The sequence below is a fragment of the Massilia sp. Leaf139 genome (assembly GCF_001424165.1).
In the GTDB taxonomy this organism is placed as follows: domain Bacteria; phylum Pseudomonadota; class Gammaproteobacteria; order Burkholderiales; family Burkholderiaceae_D; genus Telluria.
This window is the reverse complement of record NZ_LMOJ01000003.1, coordinates 69,015-94,016: the sequence shown is the minus strand read 5'-3', so window position 1 is coordinate 94,016 and position 25,002 is coordinate 69,015. Positions and strand designations below refer to the sequence as shown.

13 protein-coding genes and 1 pseudogene are annotated in these 25,002 nt (G+C 57.6%); 10 read left to right on the top strand and 4 right to left on the bottom strand.

The window, feature by feature from the left end:
- The first annotated feature begins 5 nt into the window (after positions 1–5).
- From ASF77_RS23540 to ASF77_RS24105, 3 genes are read left to right on the top strand one after another with little or no spacing between them, the layout of a single operon-like run.
- On the top strand, positions 6–2,360 hold the full coding sequence (locus ASF77_RS23540) for a sensor histidine kinase (RefSeq protein ID WP_082493634.1): 2,355 nt from the start codon (positions 6–8) through the stop codon (positions 2,358–2,360).
- Between the two features lie 7 nt (positions 2,361–2,367).
- Complete coding sequence (locus ASF77_RS24110) at positions 2,368–3,444, top strand: hypothetical protein (protein WP_156648782.1); 1,077 nt, start codon at positions 2,368–2,370, stop codon at positions 3,442–3,444.
- A 12-nt stretch (positions 3,445–3,456) separates the two neighbouring features.
- Positions 3,457–4,269, top strand: a complete 813-nt coding sequence (locus ASF77_RS24105) for a hypothetical protein (RefSeq protein WP_156648781.1) — start codon at positions 3,457–3,459, stop codon at positions 4,267–4,269.
- A 403-nt stretch (positions 4,270–4,672) separates the two neighbouring features.
- Here ASF77_RS24105 and ASF77_RS07340 read toward each other — a convergent pair whose 3' ends face one another.
- Positions 4,673–5,050: a site-specific integrase gene (locus ASF77_RS07340; RefSeq protein WP_082493633.1), complete on the bottom strand. Its 378-nt coding sequence runs from the start codon at positions 5,048–5,050 to the stop codon at positions 4,673–4,675.
- Positions 5,051–5,384: 334 nt separating this feature from the next.
- Between ASF77_RS07340 and ASF77_RS07335 the strand changes: the two genes are divergently transcribed.
- On the top strand, positions 5,385–6,155 hold the full coding sequence (locus ASF77_RS07335; RefSeq protein WP_056336988.1) for a hypothetical protein: 771 nt from the start codon (positions 5,385–5,387) through the stop codon (positions 6,153–6,155).
- Positions 6,152–7,405, top strand: a complete 1,254-nt coding sequence (locus ASF77_RS07330; protein ID WP_082493632.1) for a tyrosine-type recombinase/integrase — start codon at positions 6,152–6,154, stop codon at positions 7,403–7,405. Before ASF77_RS07335 ends, ASF77_RS07330 begins: the two co-directional genes overlap by 4 nt.
- 65 nt (positions 7,406–7,470) lie before the next feature.
- Here ASF77_RS07330 and ASF77_RS24100 read toward each other — a convergent pair whose 3' ends face one another.
- On the bottom strand, positions 7,471–8,439 hold the full coding sequence (locus ASF77_RS24100; protein ID WP_156648780.1) for a hypothetical protein: 969 nt from the start codon (positions 8,437–8,439) through the stop codon (positions 7,471–7,473).
- On the opposite strand from ASF77_RS24100, the gene ASF77_RS07325 reads away from it, so the two are divergent.
- Positions 8,419–9,000 carry a hypothetical protein gene (locus ASF77_RS07325; protein ID WP_056336981.1) on the top strand — a complete coding sequence of 194 codons (582 nt, stop codon included), beginning with the start codon at positions 8,419–8,421 and terminating at the stop codon, positions 8,998–9,000. The two genes, ASF77_RS24100 and ASF77_RS07325, sit on opposite strands and share 21 nt — an antisense overlap.
- A gap of 255 nt (positions 9,001–9,255) precedes the next feature.
- On the opposite strand, the gene ASF77_RS07320 is transcribed toward ASF77_RS07325, so the two are convergent.
- Positions 9,256–10,458: a WG repeat-containing protein gene (locus ASF77_RS07320; protein ID WP_056336978.1), complete on the bottom strand. Its 1,203-nt coding sequence runs from the start codon at positions 10,456–10,458 to the stop codon at positions 9,256–9,258.
- A gap of 207 nt (positions 10,459–10,665) precedes the next feature.
- Between ASF77_RS07320 and ASF77_RS07310 the strand changes: the two are divergent.
- Positions 10,666–11,801: pseudogene (locus ASF77_RS07310) on the top strand (IS3 family transposase).
- A 13-nt stretch (positions 11,802–11,814) separates the two neighbouring features.
- Here the strand turns inward: ASF77_RS07310 and ASF77_RS25200 are convergent.
- Positions 11,815–12,099 (bottom strand): phage integrase N-terminal SAM-like domain-containing protein, encoded by a 285-nt coding sequence (locus ASF77_RS25200; RefSeq protein ID WP_056336973.1) that lies wholly within the window; start codon positions 12,097–12,099, stop codon positions 11,815–11,817.
- A gap of 1,385 nt (positions 12,100–13,484) precedes the next feature.
- Here ASF77_RS25200 and ASF77_RS07295 point away from each other — a divergent pair.
- Genes ASF77_RS07295 through ASF77_RS07285 form a run of 3 tightly spaced genes read left to right on the top strand, consistent with a single transcriptional unit; the run spans position 13,485 to position 24,994 of the window.
- The gene (locus tag ASF77_RS07295) at positions 13,485–16,307 is read left to right on the top strand and encodes a hypothetical protein (protein ID WP_056336968.1); all 2,823 of its coding nucleotides are present in this window, start codon (positions 13,485–13,487) and stop codon (positions 16,305–16,307) included.
- Positions 16,308–16,322: 15 nt separating this feature from the next.
- Complete coding sequence (locus tag ASF77_RS07290) at positions 16,323–19,043, top strand: hypothetical protein (RefSeq protein WP_156648779.1); 2,721 nt, start codon at positions 16,323–16,325, stop codon at positions 19,041–19,043.
- The gene (locus ASF77_RS07285) at positions 19,043–24,994 is read left to right on the top strand and encodes a DEAD/DEAH box helicase (protein WP_056336962.1); all 5,952 of its coding nucleotides are present in this window, start codon (positions 19,043–19,045) and stop codon (positions 24,992–24,994) included. Before ASF77_RS07290 ends, ASF77_RS07285 begins: the two co-directional genes overlap by 1 nt.
- Positions 24,995–25,002 lie beyond the last annotated feature (8 nt).

The following is a 25,002-nucleotide window of genomic DNA, read 5'->3' as shown; positions in this document are numbered from 1 at the left end:
CTATTGTGATAAGAAAAGTCAAGCCGGCAGCCATCCGTCGAATTGCAAATTTCGAAATTAATGTAGCTCTTTTGGAAGAGTTAGGGGAGCGACTGGTTAGTCGTCCTGAAATTGCATTGGCAGAGCTTGTCAAAAATTCTTATGACGCTGATGCGTCACGGTGCGAAGTTGGAATCAGCGAAACTGCCATCTCGGTCGCCGACGATGGCCACGGAATGACTGAGGATGTATTCCTAAATAACTGGATGGTGATTAGCGCGCAGAATAAGTCGCGTCAGCGATATTCTCGAAGCTACCGCCGTACAATGGCAGGGTCGAAAGGGGTAGGTCGCTTTTCTGCACGTTATCTTGGGCGCGAGGTGCTACTTGAAACGGTTGCTGAGTTACAAAATGGAGCTCGTCAAAAGCTGGTTGCTGAATTTGACTGGGACGCGATTACCTCCGCTAGCAACATCCAAGCCGTAACTATCCCTTACTATATTGAAGCAGTTCCTCCTGAAACGCGGACGGGAACCGTACTAACAATAAGAAAGATTCGGCCGGAAGCGGAAGCATTGGCATTAGGTACGCTTAAAACGGATCTATTAAAATTGACCGACCCTGGGGCGGGCCTTGAACCACCGCCATTTTTTGCTGAACAGTCAGTCATAGCAAAAAAGGATCCTGGGTTCACTGTATCTTTCGTTGGCAGCGATAATGCGTCAAACTCCGACAACTTACAATCTGAAGTGTTGCGGTCATTTGTTGGGCGAATCCGTCTAGAGCTGAACAAAGAGGGAACCGTCGCTTATGAGGTTTTCTGGAAGGGCTTCAACGGCCCGATCGAAAAGCGTAAATTCAAATTGGCAGACTACTGCGAGGGGTTTACGGCAGACGAAGCGCTAGCGAAAGAAGATGAGCTAGGTGACATTCGAGGGCTCAAGGCATCGTTGGCTTCAATTCAACAACTGCCAGTCTCAACTGAACTGCACTCACCAGTTTTCATAGACCTCCGCTTTTTCCCGAAAAGAAAAGGAGCGTTCTCGGGATTGCCTTTAGATGGGCGGTTAGCACTTGGTTGGGTGCGCGAAAATGCTAGCTATGGAATTGTCGATAATAATTTTTCCATGGCAGCGTATGCAGGCGAAGAGAGCGATTGGCTAGGGATCGACGCTAGTAAGTCGCGTAACGAACGCACATGGCAATCAATCTTTACGCCGGCCATATACCCAATGTCAGCCGAAGCTAGATCGGATCCAGCAAAAAACCCGATGCTCGCTTTGCCGCGTAACACTCAGTTAATCGGGCGGGTGCATATTTCGACATCTAAACCATTAACGTCGAGATCGAGATCGAGTGATGGATGGCTCCAGCCAAATATGGATCGTGAGTCACTCCGAGCTAATGGCGCATTTCGATCCCTTTGGCATCTGGCAAGGTTCGCTGCAGAGACAATTGCCCACTTTGATCGAAAGCTAAGATTAGAGGCCGAGCGCGAGCAATACCGTCAAATTCAGGAACAGGCGCGCACTGGCCTTAGCGCGACCATTAATGAGCTTAAAGACTCGTTGACGATTCTGCCTCAACATCGACAAGAGATTGTCAAGAAGCTGGAGCAGGTTGAAGCGAATCTTATAGCAACCGAGAGGTTCGAAAAGGACGCCCGACTATCTCTAGAGCTAATGTCGATGATGGGTGTTATGGCTGGCTTTATGACTCATGAGTTTGAGAAAGCTATGGATACACTGTCCCGAGCAGCTGACAACCTAAGATTGCTCTCAAAGCTGAAGCCCGAGTTCGCCGATGCTGCTGAGGAGGTAATAAAACATGAACATGCTCTAGCAAACTATCTTGACTACATGCGCGTATTTATCGATCGCGCGCGTGATCCTGTCCTACAATCTTTTAAAGCTCGTGCTCAGATAAGCCGTGCTATCAAAACTTTAAGTCCCGTGTTAGACGGGCATAATATCGACATTGAAATCGATATTGACACAAAATTACTTGGCCCAGCAGTTCCGCTGGCAGCCTATAACGGAGTTATTATTAATTTAATATCTAATGCGGTTAAAGCGTTGGTTGCTAAGGCCGGCGACGATCGACGTGTTAGGGTGTACGCTACAAATGATAATGATACACACGTTTTGGTGTGTGCCGACAATGGGATCGGTATTCCTCTATTCCTAAGAGACAGGATTTGGGATCCACTTTTTAGCACAACTCGTGACAACGATATTGAAAATCCTATGGCATCGGGCTTGGGACTGGGGCTAAGTGTTGTCCAGCAAGTCGTAAAAAAACTCAATGGAAAAATCCAGTTGCTCGACCGCGCGCCTGCCGGCTTCGTAACCGCTTTTCGGCTGAGCCTACCACTTAAGTGAGGAATTTATGAAAGTTCTCTTGATTGAGGATGAGCAAGACTTTGTCGAGCGGTTCCGGGTCGTGACAGCCGCAGAAGATATTATACTTTTGACCGTCCATGACGTTGGTTTAAATAAAAATTTCGCTGACACTTCTTCGATTGAGCAGCAACTTTTTAGTCTGTTCTCTGAGCTTCGTGCAGAGAAAAAGGTGGATATTGTTGTACTAGACACGGATTTATCAAAAATAAGAACCGGAATTAGCCAAGCTTCTTGTAGGGCCGCGTGTCTAGCTGCGGGAATCCCAGTTTGCCGATACACTAAGCGGCACAGCCAAACAGCGATTAGCCATGTGCGCCGGCTTAGTAGAATTGGATTGGAGGGGTCTAGCGCTGTATGGGTTCCTCCCGAAATGGTGAAGGGCGACCTTCCCGGCCTAGCCTTATGGTTATTAGCGGTACATGCGGGATTCTCCGAATTGGTCAGTTTCTTAACGCAGTATCCTGATTTGGAAACCGCTGGGGGGCCGGCTGTTTTATTGGCTGATGCATTAGGCTGTCCGGAGATTTCAGCAGACTTCTTAGGGTACACAGCCCAAAATGTGTTTTTTTTCGCGCCGTCGGAGACAGATGACGAAATGTCCAATCCAGTAGATCCGGTTCGTTTATCGACGCAGCTTGGATATTGGTTGTTAAATTATATCCTCGAATTTCCTGGGCCTATACTCCACTCGACAGCGGCAGCAGCATTTCTAAACATCGAACCATCTTTATTTGAATCTGAAGAAATTCAGGGACTAGTATCATCGTCAAAGTATCAAGGTCCCTTTGGAAATATTGCACCGTTGTTTTGGCGGCATCGCTTACTTCAGATATTAGATCAATATGAAGGAGACATAGCGAACGCACCTTTACCCGCTGGCTTTGAGCTTACGCGAGTTGATACCGAGCACCCCGACAGCGCGGCTTATTTTTGCGTTTTATCTCAGCAACCTATTGCCGCTTCAGATGCAGGACCTAACCCAGACTGGATCCCAGCCGGAGCTCAGCTTGCTTGCATAAAAGAAGAGTTATATGAAGAACTAGGCCCGTTACTGAGTATTTAGGAGAGAAATTTTGTGAGTAAAGGTGCTATTGTAAAACTCGAACGGTTTTGGCAGAAGTGGGAGTCGCCACTGCAGCAGTTAGTGCAAGCTCGAGGAGGAGCCAAATTAATCTTTCCCGCGAGGCTCGATCAGAACGAGCCTGCTGAAGGGAGCTCAACTTATACCGTCAGACCTACACAACCAATTGCAATCTTCAATGCTCCGACAAAAGCGTCGAGTACACGGAGTAGCAACGATGCGATCCGTTTAGCCATTTTTATACATGGTTCGTTCGATATGCATGTCGTGGACGGCGAAGCTATAATGACGAAGGCTGACTGTAACGTATCATTCTTTAAAAGCAAAATTGAGGGACATATTACTACATTAACCTTATTTGACGCACTGCACTTTGATTTTGAACTTTCTGAGAACCAAACTTCTTTTCACCCAATTTTTCACGCGCAGAGGGGTGTCAGTCGCAATGTGACTGAACCTGTTATTCGCAAAATCTGGGAAGCACAGTATAAACGCGGACGAGCTGAGCTGGCAGTTGAGATTGCGCACCCACCAGGTACACCGTACTTGCGTTTGCCGACGCCGCAATTAGACATGTTCAGTGTACTTACGTTAGTACTCGCCGATTTCTTCTGCAATCCTGGCGATAAAGCTAAAGGTAATCCGCATACGGAAAAGCGCTTTAAAGAGCTTCTCAAACTGCTTATGTCACCGGAAAATTTAGTACGGGACGGTAAAGGTGCTAGATCGCTAATGACTCGGTTTCATCAAGGTGATCCAGCTTATATGTCGACGGGACATTGGTATGCTGAGAGCTGTTCTTTATAAACACAACGTTAAACATTCTGCTGAAATTATAGTTGGGTTACGCCTTTATTCTTGATGTAATAAGGAACCGGGTAAAAAGTATTTTTTGGATTGATGCTTATAGCAGAGTTTGCGAGACACCGCTTCGCTCAGATCATGCGATAGTAAGTGACTTTATTAGGGATGTTTTTTCTCCTGACGAGGTAGGTAGAAGGAAGTCCAGAATTAATGGCAGTCAGAAAGATATACCGTTAACATGGTAACCAGCATGTTTATTGAAGAATCACAGCAGCTACGCAAGCGGCAATCTGCTTCGTGGGGCGCCGTCTTACAGCTCTTCCTATTTAGAAGATATCAACGCATTGCGATCCGTCACATAAGTAAATGCGGAACCGAAATTGCCGTTCTTCGAGGATGAGTCTCCTTATTCCTTAAGGTCGGACTTTGTAGGCATGCCTCCGCGTTTCCCGGCGTAATACTGCTTGGCCGCCTCCGCAATGCGCTTGTCCTTTGCTTTCACGTAAATCGCAGTCGTCGAGGCGCTCGCATGTCCAAGAATGTCCTGCGCGACAACGATGGGCATCTCGTCTTCCACCGCGAGCGTGCCGAACGTGTGCCGGAAGGCGTGCGGAGAAGTACTCTCGAGCTGGGTAAGATCCTTCGGCGTGAACAGGGGCGCTTCCACGCCCGACACAGTTGCGGCATATTCGCGCACCCGACGCAGTGCCGTCGTCCACCAGCAATAACCTCGTGGCAGACGCGGTAACAAAGCATTGACAATCCGGCTGACCGGGCTAAGCACCGGGACGCATCGCTTCGCGGCCTACCAGCCAAACACACAATTTCGCTGAGTTGCCTGAGTCCACAGCTGATGTATGCGCATTCTGCCTGGATGTACGACGTCAACCGGCTGAGGCCTTCCATTCCACTGTCCTTGAATCTATTGCATATCGTTAACGTTATGCGCAGTAAACGGCCCCTTGGGTACTGTTCCACGGCCTAAAACACTGTCCGTGGAACACCGAAACCCACCGACTAATTTACTCAACATAACGCGGGCTATGTTGAGTAGTATAAATTGATGATCATAAATATACCTGTTAAGATACCGGTTATTCGTTATCATTGCGCACCTGATGAGCCGCCCCTTCTTCCGTCTCCCTGATGACCAAGCCCGCAAGATCGTGCAGCGCGTGGCTGTGCTCGACCGGGACATTCCGCTTGACACCAACAACCATCGCCCTTTTGTCGGCGCCTTTATCCAGGCCGTACATGAGGCGACTGGTAGCTTTTATAGCCCGATGATTTATCAGCGGCTGCTGCGTGCCTACGCGCCCACCCGCAGACCGTCCACTGCAACGATTGCCAGTGAACGTGCGCACATCATGAATACTGCTGAGCAGCTCGACCGAGCCGCCGGTGTGGATGACGTCCAGCGGGAACGATTTGCAGAGGCCATCCGCAACGTGATCGCCGACGAACTCGACCTACGACTGACCAATTTGCCTGCTGCGGACATATCGGCCGGATCGGCCCAGGTTGAGTTTTTCAAAAACCGGCTGGTGGAGTGCGAAGGTGAATTAAGAGGCCTGCGTGCTACGGCGGCGCAATTAGTCACCGACTTGGCGCTAACAAGGCAACGTGCCGAGATTGCTGATCAGGAACTGCGAGAACAGCGCCAGGCCAACGAGAAGCTTATCGAGCAGCTTCTGGTGATCCAGGAAAGTGCAGATGGCAATCGAAAATTTGCCCTCATGGCGATCGACGAGGTGCGTGGCGAAGTGCGCCGTTGGAAGGACCGGTGTGCAGAGCTTGAGTTACAGCGCCAGCAGGACTTCCAGCAGCTCGACGCAATGCGTCGACTGGTTAGTGAACGGGACATAGCTAAAAACAAAGGATTTCGATGACAAACGTATTAGATCCGAGTAAGCCGGCTTCAGTCTTCGAAGTCAGCAACGCGCTTGGTGTGGTTGCCGACGATTGGCACGCCGCGGAAGTGTGGTTGCAAGCGATCGCTAACCGTCCACGTCGTAATTCACCTTTGACCGTGACAGCTTATCGGCAGCACTTGGCGAAACTGCGCTGGTACTGTGAAAACGTCAGCATGAACATGCCGTCGCAGTGGACAGTTCAGGACGTTGACGCCTTCTACCGTTTCCTCAAAGAGCTTCCTGAACACGCGCTGTGTGAAAGGGACTACGCAGGCCGTTTTGCCGAACTGGGCGAAACCGGATATACCCCGTTCCGGTGCGTACCCTCGGCAAGCAGTCGCTCCGATATTCAAAAGTGCGTCCACGCGCTGTTTCGCGCGTGGCGGGAGGTGGGCTATGTACAGGCTAACCCGATGGGTTTCCATGGGGCGGGTACGGAGAGAAAGATCAATGCGAACCGTGCTGTCTCGTTGGACCTATTCGACCTAGTGCTCGAGACGATGGAAGACCAGCCGAAAGATACGTTCGAAGCGCGGCAGCGGCATGTGCGTGACCGCTTCCTCCTAATTGCCTTGCGTGAGCTTGGCCTACGTTCGAGTGAATTAGTCAAGGCGAACATGGGAGCGTTTCAGCGGCTGTTTGATCCGAAGTCGGGTCGGTCATACTGGATCATGCACGTGACTGTAGAAACAGCAAAAGGTGGCCTCGAACGCAAGATTCCTGTTACCCGTCACGTGTTCGAGGCATTGGTAGCGTACCGCGAAGCGTTCAGCTTGCAATCCTTGCCGGGCCCTGCCGATTCCACTCCCCTGCTGCTCTCGCCAAGGACACAGCGTAACGCGACAACTGCACGAGGTGTGCAACTAAAAAGCGTGTCGACACGACGGGACTTTGGCAAATGGCGCGCGATCACCTCCCGCCACGGTTTGTATTACGTCGTCAAACAACGGCTACGCGCCGCGGCAGCGTTTCTGGAATCGATTGGCGATCACGACCGGAAAACTCAGCTTGAACAGGCCTCCCCACACTGGCTGCGCCATACGTTTGCCAAAGCTGCGCTGATGCAGGGCGAAGACATGCGCAGTGTCGCTGCTTGGCTGGGCCACCGTGACATTAGTACCACGATGATCTACACCGAACAGGAAGCGCTCGACCTGATCCGACAGACCGAACAGGTACGACCGGATGTCCTGGCATTTGAAGCACAGTGGATACCGACTAGGTAGCGCGACTTCATCCTATGGGCAGTGGGACACTGCAAATGTCTCCTGCCCCGCTTAAGACTGTTTGTTCAGCGAACTAATCGTGCTACTTGCGCCTGGTGTGACTGCCAATGCGATCGTGTGAAGGCGACCAGTGGTGCACGTAGGCGCTTAGCCGAAGGGCCTCGTACGTAGATGACCGCCGGCCTGTCAGTGCAATCGCGTCCGGAAACAGCCCACAGACTGGAATAGTTGACAGGACTCATCGGTTGGTCCCACCGTATGGTCGCCCTACTGTCGGCCTGATCTGACCAGCGCATGAGTACGTCGAAGCACTCCACGAGCGAGGCGGCAAAAACATGACAAGTGATCCAAGCCTTTGTTACGGGTGACCAGTGTGAAGGGATTGTCTCAGGCCTGGCGAGATGCCAGCCAATGATGCCGTACAGCTCCTTTGTTGGAGCTACATAGAGATACCGAGGCGCGCCACAACCTTCCCAGAACATGCGCCACCGCAGGAACGCCATCGCACTGGGACAGAATTGGACTGTTGATTTTCCATGCATGTTCCACCAGAGAGACTTTGCCGCGCTAAGAATACAACGTTGATGCTTGCGAAGCGTATGTCGCCACAAGTGGCGTCGAATGCCTTTATAGGTATCCAGCAACCGCACGAGGCGCTCGTCTACATCAGACACCTCGTCGGGCTCTGACCCTAGCAAAACCGTACCGTCGGTCTCTGCTTCGTCATCTTCTTCCCGAAAATCGGCAAGGTGGCTACACCCGCACTCATGCTTGATGACGTGCGGCGCTTTTCTAGCGAAACGTTTTACCTTCATTCCGGGCGCAGTATCCTGCAATACGTGCGCAAGGAATCCCGCATAGCTTAAAGTAACTTCCGCCTCTTCATGCCGCGCAGCGGTAATTCCAAACTTGGCGACATTTTTGACGAGGTGCCGTGCATCTAGGGTATTGATCAGCTCGGTGTCGGCAGGAACCCTATGAATGCGTAGCGAATCGACGAGCAATGCTTCCTCATGCGCGTGGGCTTCCTGCACCTGGACGTCCTGGCGCTAGCCGAGGCTGGCGACGCCGACGGCGAAGACGACGCGCTCGCGGGGCGCTTCTGGCTGCTTGTCGTCGACGCGCTGAACCACCTCGATACCGGCCGCGAGCACACCCTGGATCTGCGCTGCGCCGCATGTGCGCAGGCGCAGACGACGAATTTGCGTGCGCATGCGCTGGCGCGACTCGCCGGCTGCGCTGGCCAGTTGATGGTACCGGCCTGCCGCGGCATCGACGAAACCCACGCACGCACATCGCTGTCGGAACTGGCGGCAGCGCTACGCTGGGGCGCCGCACAACTCGAGCAGGCAATCGCGCTGCGGATCGGCCCCGGGCTCGATGAAGGGCATCAGGCCGAATGGATGCGCGGCCGCTGCGATAGTGACGAAGACGTGCCTCAGCATGCACCGTCAGCGTTCAAGACGCTGCTGCTGGGCTGCGGGCTGGCCGGCCAGGTACTGCCGGGCAGCGGCCACGAATTGCCCGCGCTTATAGAGCACATGCGCCAGCGAGCCTGCGCCGAAACCGGCCAGCCGCACCGTGCCGTTGCCTGACATCTAATGCTCGCGGACGAACGGAGGCCTCGCGCTGCAACCTGCAGCCCTCCACTATCACGCGGCGGCATGCCTGCCTCCGCTCGACGATAGCTCGCCAGGGCGCCATCGTCTGGTTTCGTGGCGCCCAAGCCGTTCGCGCTCGGGATTGGGCAGGTGCGCCTGGCTGGCGCCCTACGATGCGCTACCCGGCACCGCGCCTCGCTATACTGCCGGGCTGGCCTGCGGTTAGGCCGCCGCCGCCCGCGTACATGTTCAGAGGTGGACAAAGCCCCACTTGCCGGTCAGGTGGTCACCGACCCGCATCGGCAGTACCTTCTCACCAGGCTGCAGACTGTCGAATCGCGGATTGAGGACATAGCGGCCCTGCTTGTCGACCACGCCCCATTTGCCCGCGGCGATCTTCTTGCCTTCGACATATTGGCTCATCACTTCGTCCTGCCCCTGGCTGCCGCCACCCCCGCCGACGCGCACGACTGCATAACCGTTGCGGAATGAATAGACTTCGTCGAACTGCGGCGTAATCACCATGACGCCCCGCTTGTCGATAAATCCCCACTTGCCGCTTTCCTCGCTGTCGCCGATGGCCACTGCCGCCAGCCCGTCGCTAAAGGCTTGGACAGCCGGGTAATGAGGCTTGACGACGAAATTACCGCTACGGTCGATATAACCCCATCCGCCTTTGCCTTCATGCACCGCGCCCACGGCCGCAAATCCTTCGTTAAAGGATTTGCAACGGATGAAGCGTGGATTGATCACGATCTTGCCGTCACGGTCGGCATAGCCGCACATGGCCTTGTCTCCATTGCCGATGGTAACCGCGGCAAGGCCATCCTTGAGTGAGCCCAGGTTTTTGAACTGCGGCTCGGCGACTATCTTTCCACGGCCGTCGATGATTCCATACGGGGTATCAGGCCCGGCAGTGCGGAAGAGGAAGCGATCCTCGCCCATGTACATGAGCAAGTCGTACTGGGGATTGAGCAGGAACCGGCCCTGCTTGTCGATCACGCCCATCTTGCCTGTTCTAAAGTCGCCTATCTTGACGATGGAGACTCCATCGTCGAACTCCGTGACGGAGCTGAACTGTGGTTCGATAACGAGCTTGCCGCTGGTATCAATGAATCCCCATCGCGACTCTTGTCCGCTGGGAATGTTGACGGCGGCGAGCCCTTCAGAAAACGACTCGGCGTCTGTGTAAGTCGGATTGATTTTGAACGTGCCACGGGTGTCGACATACCCTTCCATCGCCGCGGGGCCACTCCCGACCTTGACGAGTGCTAGACCGTCCTCGAAAGCCGACGCATACGCGAACTGCGGTTCGATCGCGGTGGTGCCGGTTGCAGCCGCAGCTACTCCGGTGCCGGTGCTGGCGGTACGGCGATCCTTGCTTGCCTCCGATGGCTTACAGGAGGCCAAGCCAACGCTCATCAACAAGGCACAGATATGGATCAGCTTCACGTTTCCCCCGGAAGTATGTGGCGACAGTAGACCTGACAAACCGGTAACGTTATTACGGATAGTTCCTGCCGTCAACCTCAAAGCCCTGGCAAGACCGCACGGCCTGACTGAATCGCCACGAGTTTCCTAAACACTCGCGAGCCGCTGGTGGACTACCCTCACTCCGGTAGACATTTCTGACCTACGATTTGAGCATAGGAGAAATGAATGAGCACACAGCGTTATATGCCGGAATTTAAGGAAGAAGCAGTCAGGCAGGTAGTCGAAAGGGGCTACGCAGTGTCGGAGGTCGCGGCCCGGCTGGGCGTGTCGGCCCATAGCTTGTACAAGTGGTTCAAGGCAGTTATGCCGACCAAAGACGAGAAACAGAGTGCCGAGCTGGTCGAAGCAAAAAGCGAGATCTTGCGGCTGCGGTCCCAAATGCGCCGCCTTGAAGAGGAGCGAGACCTGCTAAAAAAAGCCGCACGGTGCTTTGCCAGGGAGCCCGAGTAAAGTACCGATTCATGAACGAGCACCGGCGGGAGTTTTCCCTTGTGCTGATGTGCCGCGTCCTGAAAGTGGCCAGGGCCGGGTTTTACCAGTGGCTGCATCAACCGATATCGGAACGAGCGAAGGAAGATGCCCGACTGGTCGAAGTGATCCGCCATTCGTATTCGGCCAGCGGCGGTGTCTATGGTGCCAACCGCATTTCTGGCGACCTGCGAGAGGCTGGTGAAACGTGTGGTCGCAATCGTATTGCGCCACTCATGCAGATCAATAAAATCAAGGCCGTACGCGGCTATAAAGCGCCTCAAAGGATTGCTGGGCGGCCTTCGATCATCGCGCCCAACTGTTTGAATCGCGAGTTCACCGTCGATGCGCCTGACCAAGTCTGGGTCACCGATATCACTTACATTCGAACTTGGCAGGGCTGGCTTTACCTGGCCGTTGTGGTCGACCTTTTTGCACGCAAGGTCGTGGGCTGGTCGATGAAGCCGACCTTGTCGCGAGAGCTGGGAATCGACGCTTTGCTGATGGCGCTTTGGCGCCGCAAGCCCAAGAAGCCAGTGCTCGTCCATTCAGATCAGGGCAGCCAATACGGTAGCGATGACTGGGGCCGCTTCTGCAAGGCGAACAACCTTGAACCGAGCATGAGTCGGCGCGGAAATTGTTGGGATAACGCTGTGGCTGAATCGTTCTTCAGCAGTCTGAAGAAGGAACGCATCCGCAAACGGATCTGTTAAACCCGCGATTTGGCCCGGGCCGACATCTTCGATTACATCGAAGTCTTTTACAATCGAACCAGGCGCCACAGCCATCTGGGCGGAGTCAGCCCCAAAGCTTTTGAACGCGCCTCAGCGTGAGGTCTCGATTTGTCTAGCGAACTGGGGGCAGTCCAAATGAGCTGGCACCCGCTTGGAGGAATTCCAAGTACCGCTTGATAGCAGCGCGCGGTTCGCCGTTGTACTTATTGCCCTCAGCGTGATCGACACCACCGCTGTTATATCTCGCTACAAGCGGCTCTAAATCAGAGGCGGATGAAAGTTCGTAGATATTCCTACCGCAGTGCCTAGACAGATCCTCAATGAACCGCGCGTACTCCTGCGCAGTTTTTTTCTGGTAGTTCTGCGTCTGCATGTACTGTTGAAACTGTTCCCGCATCCCCACTTAAATCTCCCAATGGCACCACGTCGTCAAATTCGTTGTCTGGTCACCGGCACAGTGAGCTGGCAAATTATATTAACCGTAAGTAATTGTCCAGCTTAAAGCTGCTAGTTGTCAGTTGCCGTTACGGTTAAGTGAGCAGGAAGCCAGTAATAGGTAACGAGGATTGCCACATGCGTTGGTTTAATACCAAGATAAGGTAAGGCGAAGTTAGCTCACCACCAAGCAGCAATCTCACCCAAAGTGAACGATACCTTTAACAAGCTAATCCGTCGCCGCTAGTGCCAGCGAAGCTCTAACTGTCTTCATTACTATCGTCCTCACAGGCCCAACTGCCACGTGGCTCTCATCCGCGAAATCCAGCGCAGGGCTTGCGACGAATGGGAATAGATCGAGAAGGCGCCGAAGGTGAGGTGTGCAAGGAGCCCAAACTGGAGGTACGCTGGATCACTGCGGAACAGGCCAGGCGCTCCTGGCGGAGTTGCACAACCACGGGCACGGCATCGTGCTGCTTGTGCCTGGCGACAGGGCTCGGGCAAGGCAACGTGACCGGCCTGCGCTCGTTCCAGTGGCTATCGCGCGCAGGACGGCTGGGTGCATACCGAGGACGAGAAAACGGCGACGATCTGCACCTGTCCTTCACCGATCTCGCGATCGGGGTTCTGTAGTGCCAGCATGGCAAGCATCCAAAATATGTGTTCACTTACCAGGAAAAGCCTGCCCGCTGGCCTAATACACGCGGTTGGCGCAGCGCCCGGAAACGAGCCAGGATCGAGAACTTCCCCTGGCGCGGCCTACGCCACACCTGGGCCAGCTGCTTGCTCCAACGCTATTCACCCTGCAAGAGATGAGAGGCCGGAAGTCGGCCGAGATGGTGCAGCGCTATGCGCAGCTGGCACCGGCCCGGATGGCGCGGAACGCGTCCGTGATTGATTTGCTGCTGCACCTCACAACTACTTCACTCCGCCGCCAGACGCTTTTGCATTCGGCGCCATGGATCATGCCGCACTTTGGGCGCCAGCGGATTGGCTTCCCGTCAGCGGCCGCACTCGTTTTCCTAATATTCATGTTGTCCTCCGCTTAGTGCCATGGCAGGACATAAGAAACAGTCTCAAAACGACTTGGAGAAGGCACGACAGCGTGCGGAAAGTTTTCCGTTTTTTTAGACTGGAGCCTTCCCGGCATTAGCGCATTGCAGCAAGAAAAGCACAGCGGTTTATGATGCAAATAAGTGTTGCTAGTTCACTATATTTTCGTATCTAATAGCTTCAAAGCAAGAAAATTCCTGTCGCACATCAAAAGATGCGGCCAATAAAACGAAACACCCGGCGGCTCCGCAAATCGCGGGTATACGCTATGCACAGATAGGGACTGGATTCAGGATGGCCTGGCAATCATGGACGCTCAGCGACTGGAACAGGGCGCTGGTCGAGGCTGTCTTTTTCGACTCCGGCCGCCTGAACCGCGAAATAACGCGCATCCAGACCTCTGAAAAATTCCTGGCCCAGTGCACAGGAGACCCCGCCTGCAATCCCCTAGATGCGCAACGGGCCTTTATCGCCTCGTTTGGTTCGACTTCGGATTGCATCCGGCGGCGTTTCAAGTGGCCACAACCGTCTCCCAGCAGAACTGCCAAAGACAATATTCCTGAAGTCTTCGCTGCACTTTATTTGACATTGCTAGCAGCAAGCGCCGATGAGGAAACCTATACAGAGGGAAACTTCCGAAACCGCTTTGTCGAGCTGCTAAAGCCCGTTAACGTGGCTGCCCCCAATTTTAGCGTCCTGCCAAAGCTATGGCTCCATGTCGAGGATTGGAGCCGGCTGCGTGCAAAGCAGCTCGGCGACTGCAGGATCCTTCGACTGCCGCATCCAGGCATCGAAGTCCTCATCGGCCATTCGAAGCGCCTCGCATTTCCCGCCTACCGCGACGAAATCAAACTTCAGTCTCTTCTGCACAGCCGGAAGCTCAGCAGCGGCTCGGATTTTCGCCATATTGCCAGCGCGATCGCGTCACTGCCAAAGGAATTCAGCGCAGCGTTTCTTGAAGAGTTCAAGATTTTCCAGCTCCTCGTTGCGCAGGCTAGATACGGCGAGGCCTACAACAGCCCTCTCTGGCGGGCAGTACAGGCGATAACGTGGGACGACGACCAGGCTACTTCGCAGCGGATCGGAAGCTTTTGCCTTGGCGTTGACGCCGCCGATCCTGGCTGGCCCGAGTTCTATCTGCTTACAGATGAGCGCGGCCGCAGCAGCCTCGGCAACGCGGCATTCTGCAAGAACCTTCCAGTCGCTACCGATTATCTGTACGCCGCACATCTGCCCGACTGCGCGTCCTGGACGCCCGCACAACTTTTAGGCTTAACAGCGTCTAGACCGCGCCTGGCGCAGGCCAGGCTCTGGAAGCATCTGGCCGCTGGCTGCGCCGCGCTTTTCCCCAGTGCCCAGAATAGCCTTACCTCCGGCGGCAGCTACTATGATGGCGGGCCCGCTTGCCTCCTGGTGCACGAGAAACTCGTGCCTGCAATCCGCAGCTCCTCATCCCACCTTGGGCTGAAGCCAGCCGAGGCCAAGGCCGGGGGGGCTTTTGGCGCCTGGACCGTTCTGTTCTTTGACTCCATTAGCACGGCCTCGATGGCGAGGCTCGCAGAAGCGCTCCCCGAAGCCGCACGCCAGGCCCTGCCCGGCAGCTGGCGCCCGCCGCGGATATCGTGCAGCGGCGGGGCCTGGTACGGCCAGTCATTGCTGCTTAGTCCGGCGAGCACCCCCCTGTTCGGACTGTCCGGAGCCGCCTCCGGCTCGTACGAGCTGATTGGCGCGGACACGAAGCCTGTAACTGGCCAGCTTGAAGAAGTGGACGGAAAGTTCCGGATACCGCCGTCCGCACTCGCTGCTGCGCCAGCATTCGATACGGCGTACGTCTCTCTGTCGCGGGACGGAAAGGCTATGGAAGGGATGCGCGTTCCGCTCGCAAAAAATATCCCTATGGCCCCGCCTATGCGGCTTGCCGATCCTAATGCATGGCTGGCGGACGGACCATGCGGCCGCCTTGCCGGGCTAGCCGCTGAACCTGGGTTTGCAGACAGCCCGGCCGGTCAGGCGCGCATGCCCGCACTTCATCCCCGCTTCAGCCGCAGCGAGCTGGCATTCGAAGCAGCGACAGAAAGCCGGGATCTAGACGCCGTGCCCGATCCGTACGGATGGCTGTGCGAAGCGCTTGCACTGCGTTTCCAGCGGCGCCAGACACTGTCATATGCCGACCTCTCCAGCCATTTGCGGCCCGCATGCGCCGCGGCGGACGCGCGTCACTGGGCTGTCAGGAATCTGCTGTTCAGCGCGGGCTGGATTGTCCAGCTGCAGAAAAGAAGCTCGCCCCATCCGGTAGTAGCCGCCGCACCCAGAACAATAGCGCTGTATGGCACGGCTGGGAGCATGCACACGGCCCGGATCGCCGGCATGTTTCCAGAGTCCGAATGCGCCCTCCTCCGCGCCTCGCTCGGCCCGGCAGAGTCGGCGGTCCGCCTCGCGCCGGCTGGAGACCTGTTCGGCATCGGCGCAATACAGGTCGAACTCACCAGCGAAGCGCGGATTGCCGAGCTGGCACGCCAGTTCGAACTTGAGATACTCAGCAGGGAACCCGGAACGCCGCCAGTTTTCCTTCCTCCGCGAGTTTTCGAGCCCGCCGGGGGGGCAGCGGATGCTATGCGAAGCGCCGCCGATGCCGAATCCTGGAGCCCCGCGCAGCGCAAATGGGGCCCTGCAGGCGGCCTGGGTACAGCGCCAGTGCCCGGAACGATCGTACGGATCAGCCGCCAGCAAAGGCGCGCGTTCTGGGTCGCAGCGCCCGGAGGCTGGCTCGAAACCGACAGCGAGGCCTGGGCGTTCATGATTGGCCTCGCCGTTGAGAACAAGCCGGTCGGCCAAGTAGACGCTGCGGGAAACTGCTGGCTTGACGTACGGCTCGGCAGGCTTCCGCTGCCGCTGGTGCGCTGGTGGATGCACTGGGGCGGAGGCTGCGCCGCCGTGGCGCCATCAGGCGAAATCGTGCTGGCCAGCGGTAGCGGCGCGGCTGCCTGGAGCGATTTACGAAGCTGGTTTGCGGCCATCGCCGCAGCAGCGCCATCCCAACAATGCCATGATGCTGCGCTCGAACGGCGCAGGCTAGCCCTGCGCCTCCGCAAAGCGCAGCAGCCGGCTGGCTACTAACAGGAGCAGAACACCTTGTCCGCATTCCCACCGTTTTCCGGCAAAGGCCGGTCTGCACCTATCAAGGCGCCGGCGAGGCACCTAGCGAAGCCGAACGCCAAGGACAGGAAGCTGCTGATGTTTTTAACCGGCGCAGACGAGCATGAGCTGGCCCAGTGCCTGAAGAAGAAGAAACTGCATCTGCTCAAAGCGGGCGCGCGCGCCGACAACCTTCCGGAGCGGCCAGAAGAGCAAGCTAGGTTCATCAGCACGCTGCGCGAGGAACCGATGGCCTGTATCCGCGACTGGTTCTATGCAAACGCAAATTTCGAGGATCTTCCGGATGTGCAGGATGCCTGCAGGATCCTGGCGGACGAAGCTGAAGCTGCGGCCCTGGACAGGGGTGGACGGCGCCTGCACTGGCGGTCCGTTCTTGCTGCGTTTGTCCAGCAGCGCAACAGCCATGCGGTTGACGCTTTCCTCCAACATTCGTCTGTCGCCCGGTCGCCGGTTCTGCCTCAAGCGATGAAAGACGAGGGTATTATCGTGGTCAAGCCTTCACACGCCCGCGAGCCCGCCAAGAGCAGTGCTCCGGACAGCGCGGCAGCCGGGAAAATTGCCGGGGCAATTCCCAGCATGCGGCCCGGCAGTCTTGCCAGCGCGCTGCCCCTCCGGCTGAGCGAAGTCCTCCTGAACGACAAATCCGTCCTTACGGTTCTCGGCAGGCGCACAACAGTGCTGCCGACAGGGCAGTTTTTCATAAAGATCAGCGGCATCCTGCTCGACGGCACCCCTGTCTATCTGACGCCCGATGAATCCGAACTGGTCTTTCCAGACTCGGGCGACGCAACCGGTTTTCCGAATACCGTCCATGTCGGCAGCAGCTCGGCTGAGAGCCTCTCGGTCTGGCAGGTAGAGCACAAGAGCCCGGACAAGAAGGTGCAGTATGTGGTGACAGATTTTATGTCGCATACCTACGAGGTCTTCGATATCCCGCATCCTTCTTCTGAGCCCGATCTAGTGCGGGACTGGATCAAGGAAGTTTACAAGCCTGCCCATGACGTCTTCCCCGTCTTCCGGCTCCAAGATGGCCCAATCGTGAAGCTTCCTGCCGAAGTGACCGATCCCCGGACCGCGAATTTCGATGCCGCCCTGCCCCTTTACCGCGAACACCCGACGGTGAAGTGGAGCGGCCGGACAATCGTCATCGAGCCCTTCCCCGCCAGCCGCCTGCAGTATGACTGCGCGCCAATCCGTACCGCCGTCCGGAAACTGTTCCGCGAATCCGCCGAGCTGTCAGGACTGCCAGTCCTGACGAAGCGGCAGATTAGCGAGCTTGCGGATGCGGCAGCACGGCATTCCACGGACGCCACGATCAAACAGTCGGTCCAGCGCGCAAAAGCCCGGCTCGAGCAGCTGTTCGACAACAAGGAGGAGCTGCGTTCGCTGATGGAAGAGATCGTGCTGCTGCCCTCCGTTGCAGAGGCGATCGGAGCCGAGAAAACGCGTGCCGCAGCGGCCGTACGCGAAGAGGCCGAGAGTTCGAGAGCCGAGCTTGGAAAGCTGGCGGCCGAGAAGAAGCAGCTTCAGTCCGAGATCGAAAACCTCAAGCAGGCAAGGAAAAAAGAATCAGCAGCAGCCGCGCGCGAAATCAAGCAGGCCTTCGAGCGGGCCGGAGCCGACGGCCTGAAGACACTTGCCGAACTTTCCGTTTTCAAAAACATACTCGGCCTCTCCGCTGCGCACCCGGCTGGCACTGCCCCTGCTGCGCAGCCTGCGGAGCGCGAGGCCGCGCAGGGTGCGGCTCTCGAGCAGCCGGCTCTGCCCAAGCACATCCATATCGCCAGCGCGGAGCAGCTCCGTCCGGTACTCGCCAGCTGGCAGCTCCACAACGGGCTGAGCACGCGGATGCTCCAGGCACTGATCGCAGCAGCGGCGACACAAGGGGTGGCCATACTCGCAGGAACGCGGCGGCACGAGGCTGCCGCCGCGCTCGCATCTACCCTCGCCGCGGGCACCAGCTGCGCCGTCTCCGTTAGCGCGGACATGTTCAACACTTCCGATCTCATGAACGCCCCTGCTACGGTTACTGATGCGCATGGCAGCCGCGCCGGGCAGCTGGGCGCCTTTATCGCCCGCCAGCAAGCTGCCGGGATGGTATCTATCGTCCGGATCCGCGGCGCTAACCGGGCGCCTCCCGAGTCGCTGATCCCCGAGCTGCTGGAGATTGCGGGAACGCCCGTCGGCGGCAGCGCAATTACATGGGCACGCAAGGACGGCTCGCTCCAGCTCATTACAGCTGAGTGCCCTGTTGTATTCCTACTGGAACTCGCTCACGGCCGCTCCGTGTTTCCGCTGATGCCACCGCTTGCATGGGAAATCCCCATCATCGATACCGACGCGCCATGGGCGGACTACCACGAACCCGAGTTCGAGATTCCTTCTCCGTGCGCGGCCATCGCACCGGAACTGTTCGCGGCGTTCTCGCCGCCCGGCCCTGTCCCTCTTCCATCCGCACGCGGAATTCCACGCAATGCCATCGAAGCCGCCAGGAAGATGAAGGGCGCATGCATGGCGGCAGGCCTTGGCGCATCTGAAAGCGCACTAGTTCCGCTGGTGGCGCTAGCCCACTGCAGGGCAGATAGCGGCACGCTGGCTGCCATGATCGACGCCGCTGGCGGCGAGCTCGCTCCGGCTTTCAAAGCATATGCGGCTGAAGCCGCCTTTACACAAACTTTTGACATGGGAGCAGTTTGATGGAAGACCCGATTAGCTCGTTCGGCGCAATCCGCGACTTCTACATCACGTACCTGGAAACTGCGTTCCGCATCGGCGACCCTGGTATCCAGGCAAAGCGCCGCGAACTGCTTGAACAGACCGGCACGCTATGTACCGAAGCCTATCTTGAGCCGCTTCCCGCTTACAAGGATCTCGGCCTGCGCGCCGACGACCTCGTCTCCGATAAATATGGAAAGGAATGGCTGCCTGGCTTTTTACCGCAAGAACGCAAGGCCTTTGCGGAGCTGTGCCTTGCGGGCCTACTGCCGGCAGACGGCGGCGACCCGGCAAAGGGCCGGTTCAAGCTGTACAGCCACCAGCTGGAGATGCTCCGGAAAGGCGTGGGGAGCGGAACGCCGGGCATCGTTACATCGGGCACAGGCTCGGGCAAGACCGAGTCCTTCCTCCTGCCGATCTTTGCAGCGCTCGCAAAAGAAGCGATGAAATGGCCGGCCAGTCCTAACCTGCAGAAGTGGGCGCCGTGGTGGCGCAACGAATCAGGCGCGCCAACCTTCCAGCGCGAAACGCACGAATCGCCAAAACGCCCGAAGGCCGTCCGCGCCCTGGTGCTTTATCCGATGAACGCACTGGTCGAAGACCAGATGGTAAGGCTTAGGAAAGCCCTGGACTCGGATGCCGCCCATGCCGCAATGAACCGCAACTTCAACGGCAACCGCATCTTCTACGGCCGCTACACCGGCGCGACCAAAGTCACCGGGTGGCTGAAGCATCCGCGGATCACTACCGCCGCCGAGCAGAAGAAAGCGGAGGAGCGAACCGGGGAGCTTCGCAACTATTTTCGCAAGCTGGAAGAAACACAGGCTGCAGTCCAGCAGGTATTGGAAGAGGACGGCACGGACGAATCGCTGCCATTCAATTTCCCGCGTGTTCCAGGCAACGAGGCCGTTAGCCGCTGGGACATCCATAGAACGCCGCCAGACATCCTCATCACGAATACAAGCATGCTCGCTACGATGCTTGTGCGCGAGATCGACGAGCCTGTGTTTGCCTTGACCCGGCAGTGGCTCGAGTCGGATCCGGATGCCTATTTCTACCTCGTCATCGACGAGCTGCACCTGCAGCGCGGTTCCCCCGGGACCGAAGTCGGCTATCTGCTGCGCATGCTGCTGTCCGAACTAGGACTCACGCGGCCTGAGCACCAGCACAAGCTCCGCATCCTCTGTTCGAGCGCATCCCTTCCGCTGGAGGGCCAGGCAGGGCAGCAAAGCCTGGACTACCTGTGGGGCCTGTTTGGAAAGGCCGGCATTGGGGACGGCGCTACCCGCCAGGACTGGGCGGGGGCGATCGTCAAAGGCGAGTCTCCCGCAGTAAAGCAAGAAACGTTTAACGGCAATGTGGACGTGCTCTGCAGGGCTCTCCGGGAGGCCAAAGGCCAGGCAGGGAGCGGATCCGGCTTCCCAAGCTGTGGCGGTTGGAAAGCAATCGCAACAGCGCTTGAAATTGCGCAGCAGGGCCGCAGCGAAGAAGAGATCGCTGCAGACTGCGTTGCCAAGGCTGGGCGCCTGCTAAGGAGCGGGTGCGCCGTGGGAGCGGACGGCAATCCCCGCGCGACCTCGGCTGCTGGTATCGGCCATGCCCTTTTCGGGCCTGGGGCGCAGTCGCACGAAGCAGCAGAACTCCTTGTCTGGGCCAGGGCACTTTCCGACACATGGCGCAAGCGCTTCGGACATAGTCTAGAACCGGTAGACCCGATTCCCCGCTTCCGGGTCCACACCTTCCTGCGCGCGCTGGAAGGGCTGTTCGCCGCGCCGCTTCCTGCGCCTGCTGGCCTCGCTGCGCCTGAACGCGCGGAGTACCTGTTCGGCGACCTATCGGTGGACTCGGGCGTGCGCTATGGCACGCGCAAAACCGGAGAAAAGCGTGCACGGAACGTCGACATGCTTTACTGCGAATGCTGCGGCGTGCTTTTCTACGGCGGAAAGTATGCCCGCCCACAAGGGCAGCTAGACCGGATCGAGCTTCTGCCAAACGATCCGGACACCGAGGCGCTGCCAGAGCGGGCGAAAGCGAGCATGGTAGAGCAGCGCTCGGCAGAGGATTACAGCATCTTCATGCCTACCGTGAGCCGCTTCTGGCCGCTTGGCAGCGAGGAGCTCTCCGAGGAGGACGCCCAAGGCACATGGGCGCGGGCGGAATACGACCCTTTTACCGCGACCATCAAGGTGCTGCCGCCGCACAAGGAGCCTGGCAACGGAATTCTTGGCTGGCATTACCTAGCCGAAGCGCCGCACTTCTCCGGTGATAGCAGGCGCGGCCAGAATCTGCCTTCGGACCCAGGTACAGCCCTTCCGTTCCAATGTCCGGCCTGCGCTGTGTCGTACCGTTTTGGCCGGGGAAAGACGTCGCCTATCCGGGGCTTCCGGGTCGGTTTTGCCAAGACAACCCAGATCCTGGCCAGCACGCTGATGAACGAATTGCGGCGCACAAATCCAGGCGAGCGGCTGATATCTTTCTCCGACAGCCGCCAGGATGCCGCGAAGGCTGCCTACGATCTCGAAAGCGGCCACCATGAAGACGTGCGCCGGGAACTCGTTATACGCAGTCTCGAAGGTCTCAGGCAGAATCTGGCGTCGCCCGGGAGCATAAAAGACGAACTGGCAAAGCTCAAGGCCGCGATCCAGCAGCGCGCAATCAACGGCCAGATCGACGAAGAGTTTTCGCGGCTATCGGAAGAACACAAGAATCTGTCAGCACTGGAGAAGGCTGCCGGTACGGATTGCGTCGCGGTCGCCGATATTCTAGAGCCCGCAGCACCGCAGCCGGGAACGCGCACCAAGGCCGTGCTCAATGCGCTTGTCAGCCGCGGGATCCACCCGATCGATCCGACCGGCATCTCTCCTGTCCCCGAGCCGAGCTTTGGCAAGCAAGTCACATTCGCCTGGCAGCAGCTGTTTACCCGGTCCGGAAAGGACTGGGCGTGGACCTACCATCCTGGCTATGTCGGAGAGCTGGCAGAAGGCGCCGAAAAGATCGCACAGGATCTGGTCCGGCTCGTCGGCGAAGTCCTGTTTAGCAAGACGTATTTTGCAGTCGAAGAATCTGGATGGGGCTATCCATGCTTCCCGCTCGCCGAAGGCGAAACCAGGGAATCCCAGGCTCCCTTCGATGCGATGATGCGGGTACTTACTGACTCGAACCGCCTCGACACCTCCCCTTACGCGTACAAGCAGAACCCGTGGAATTCCCCGCAGGACGCGACGCGCCGCCTGCGTACATTCGTGCAGGCCTATTGCGAGGCAACCGGGGGGACAGTAGACATGGTGCTGCAGCGCTTCCTCGACCTGCTGGCCCAGAAAGGCCACCCTGGCGGGATCGTCATGGCTGGCAAGGTGTACTACAGGCCGCTGCCTGCGGAGGCTGCGTACTGGCGGTGCAGCATCTGCGGCAGGGTTCACCTGCACCGCGGCGCACAGATATGCACCAGGTGCCGCTCACCGCTGCCCCAGCAGGCCAGCGGAAAGGTATCGGAACTGCGCGAGAACAACTTCGTGGGCAAGCGCGTCTCGGAATCCCACGGCGTCTACCGCCTGCGTGCCGAAGAGCTGACGGGCATGACAAACAATCCCGCGGCGCGCCTGCGCCGGTTCAAAGGGATCCTGGTTCAGGACGACGACGACATCCTTCCAGCAGGGTTCCCACAGCTGCCGCCAGACTCCAAGCTTGACCGCGATGCCCGGATTGTCGACGTCCTTTCCGTTACCACGACAATGGAAGTTGGCGTCGACATCGGAGACCTGCGCGCAGTATTCCAGGCAAACATGCCGCCCCAGAGGTTCAACTACCAGCAGCGCGTCGGCCGCGCCGGCCGCCGCGGACAGGCGTTTTCTTTCGTGCTGACTGTTTGCCGTAGCAAGAGCCACGATCTGCACTACTTCCGGAATCCGGAACAGATCACGGGCGACCCGCCTCCGCCTCCGTTCCTTACGACCAGCCTCAACCAGATTGCACAGCGGCTTATTCTCAAGCAGTGGCTGGTTGCGGCGTTCCGCAACCTGCGGCTGGCACACTCGAAAAAGTGGCCTGGCGACGAGCTGAAGTCGGCGCCAGACAACCATGGCGAATTCTTCAAGACCGCAACGTTAAAGGCAAAGAAAGCGGAATGGTTCCCAAAGATCCGCGCCGAGCTCGAGGCGCTCGCATCGCAAAGAGACAGGTTCGCCCTCCTCTGCACCCAGGGCGACAAAGCACGTGCCGATGCAATTACCGCTGGGCTTACGGCCGCAGCAGTTATGAACGAAGTGGAAAGGGCGGTTAATGACCCAGCGATGGAAGGAAAGGGTTTGGCCGAAGCTCTTGCCGAACGCGGCTTGTTCCCGATGTATGGCATGCCGACGCGCACGCGGCTATTGCACACCCGGCCCACCAGCACCAAGTACGACGCGGTTTCGTTCGCCACGATAGATCGGGATCTGGATGTAGCGATCCAGGAATTCGCTCCCGGCAGGCTGCTGACCCAGGACAAGCGGCGGTATCTCACGGCCGGCTACGCCGGAAGCATGATTTACCAGGACAGCTTCCGCAAGCAAAGCTTCCACTCCATGCCCGGCGATCTCGGGGAGCTTCAGAACTTCGCCGAATGTCCCGTGTGCCAATCGTGGGCGCCTGCGGAAGCGGTTGCCGAAGGCGCTGTATGTAAGTCGTGCAAGTCTGAACTGTCAGGAGCGCTAGAGTACAAAACCTACGTGCCACGCGGTTTCATCACTTCGCTGGAAGCGCGCAAGCCAGACGAAATCCTCGACGAAGCGTCGATACGGCCCAACCGGACTGTCACTGCAGAAGCAGAAGACATCCCCGTCCAGCTGTGGACCGGCTCGAATCTGGCAACTGGCCTGAGCGGACAGTCGCGCGTTCTGCGGATGAACAAGGGACAATCGGTCGAGAACATGTTCCCGGGTTTCACGGCAGTCAAGGGCGACCTCGAAGCAAGCTATGTCGCCGGGGGAGTGCGGCGGAAGGCCTGGGTCAACGGCGTCTACATCGATAATATTGCGGCCAAGGCCGATGCCGCTTCGCCCCATGGGCTGAAGAACCGGTTCAAGCCGGGCGAAACTGCCGTGGAGGGCTTCTATTTGCTCGCACCCAAAATGACGGATTCGCTCGTGCTTCTTCCGAGCTCGGTGCCAGCCCACCTGCACTGTATCTCGTCCCGGGAAGACGGAACCCGTCTTTTGACCGGGGCATTCCGCGCGGCTGCGCTCTCCGCATGCTTCATGGTGATTGACTATGCGTCCAGAGTCCTTCTGGACGTCGATCCTGACGAATTCCAGATTCTGGAACCTCGGGTGAAGCGCCGCGACGATGGCTCGTTCATTCCGTTCATGCAGATTTCGGATGACCTGGTCAATGGCTCGGGGCTGTGCAACAGGTTGAACCAGCCGGGAGCCACAGGGCAGCCAATCGTACTGGAGGTAATCCGCGAAATCCTTTCAGGACAGGGAAAATCCCCCCTGCCCGGCATGCTCGAGGAAGGCCACCGCTCGAAATGCCTGACTGGATGCTACCGTTGCCTACACAGATACGGCAACCAGACCTACCACGGCCTGCTTGACTGGCGCCTCGGATCGACTGTCCTCAAGCTCCTGCTCGACGGGCACCATACTGCCGGCCTGGATGGCGATTTTACAGCGCCCGGTGTCGCCGACTGGCCAGCCGTTGCACGGCAGCTCGCGGAAGAAGCTGCAGGTTTCCTGTCGACCCCGGTGACGATGACGGGGAACATTCCTCTGATTGCGAGAGGACACGGCAAATGGGCAGCCGTTATTCACCCGCTTTGGAACTGGGATGCCGTCCTTGCGGCAAATCCGGAATTAGAGGACATGTACATGCAATCCGAGGGGATGTCTGCCGTAACGACCTTTGACCTGTCCCGCCGCATGGGCGACGTGCTTCACCGGCTGAAGTCATCTTGAGCATCGGC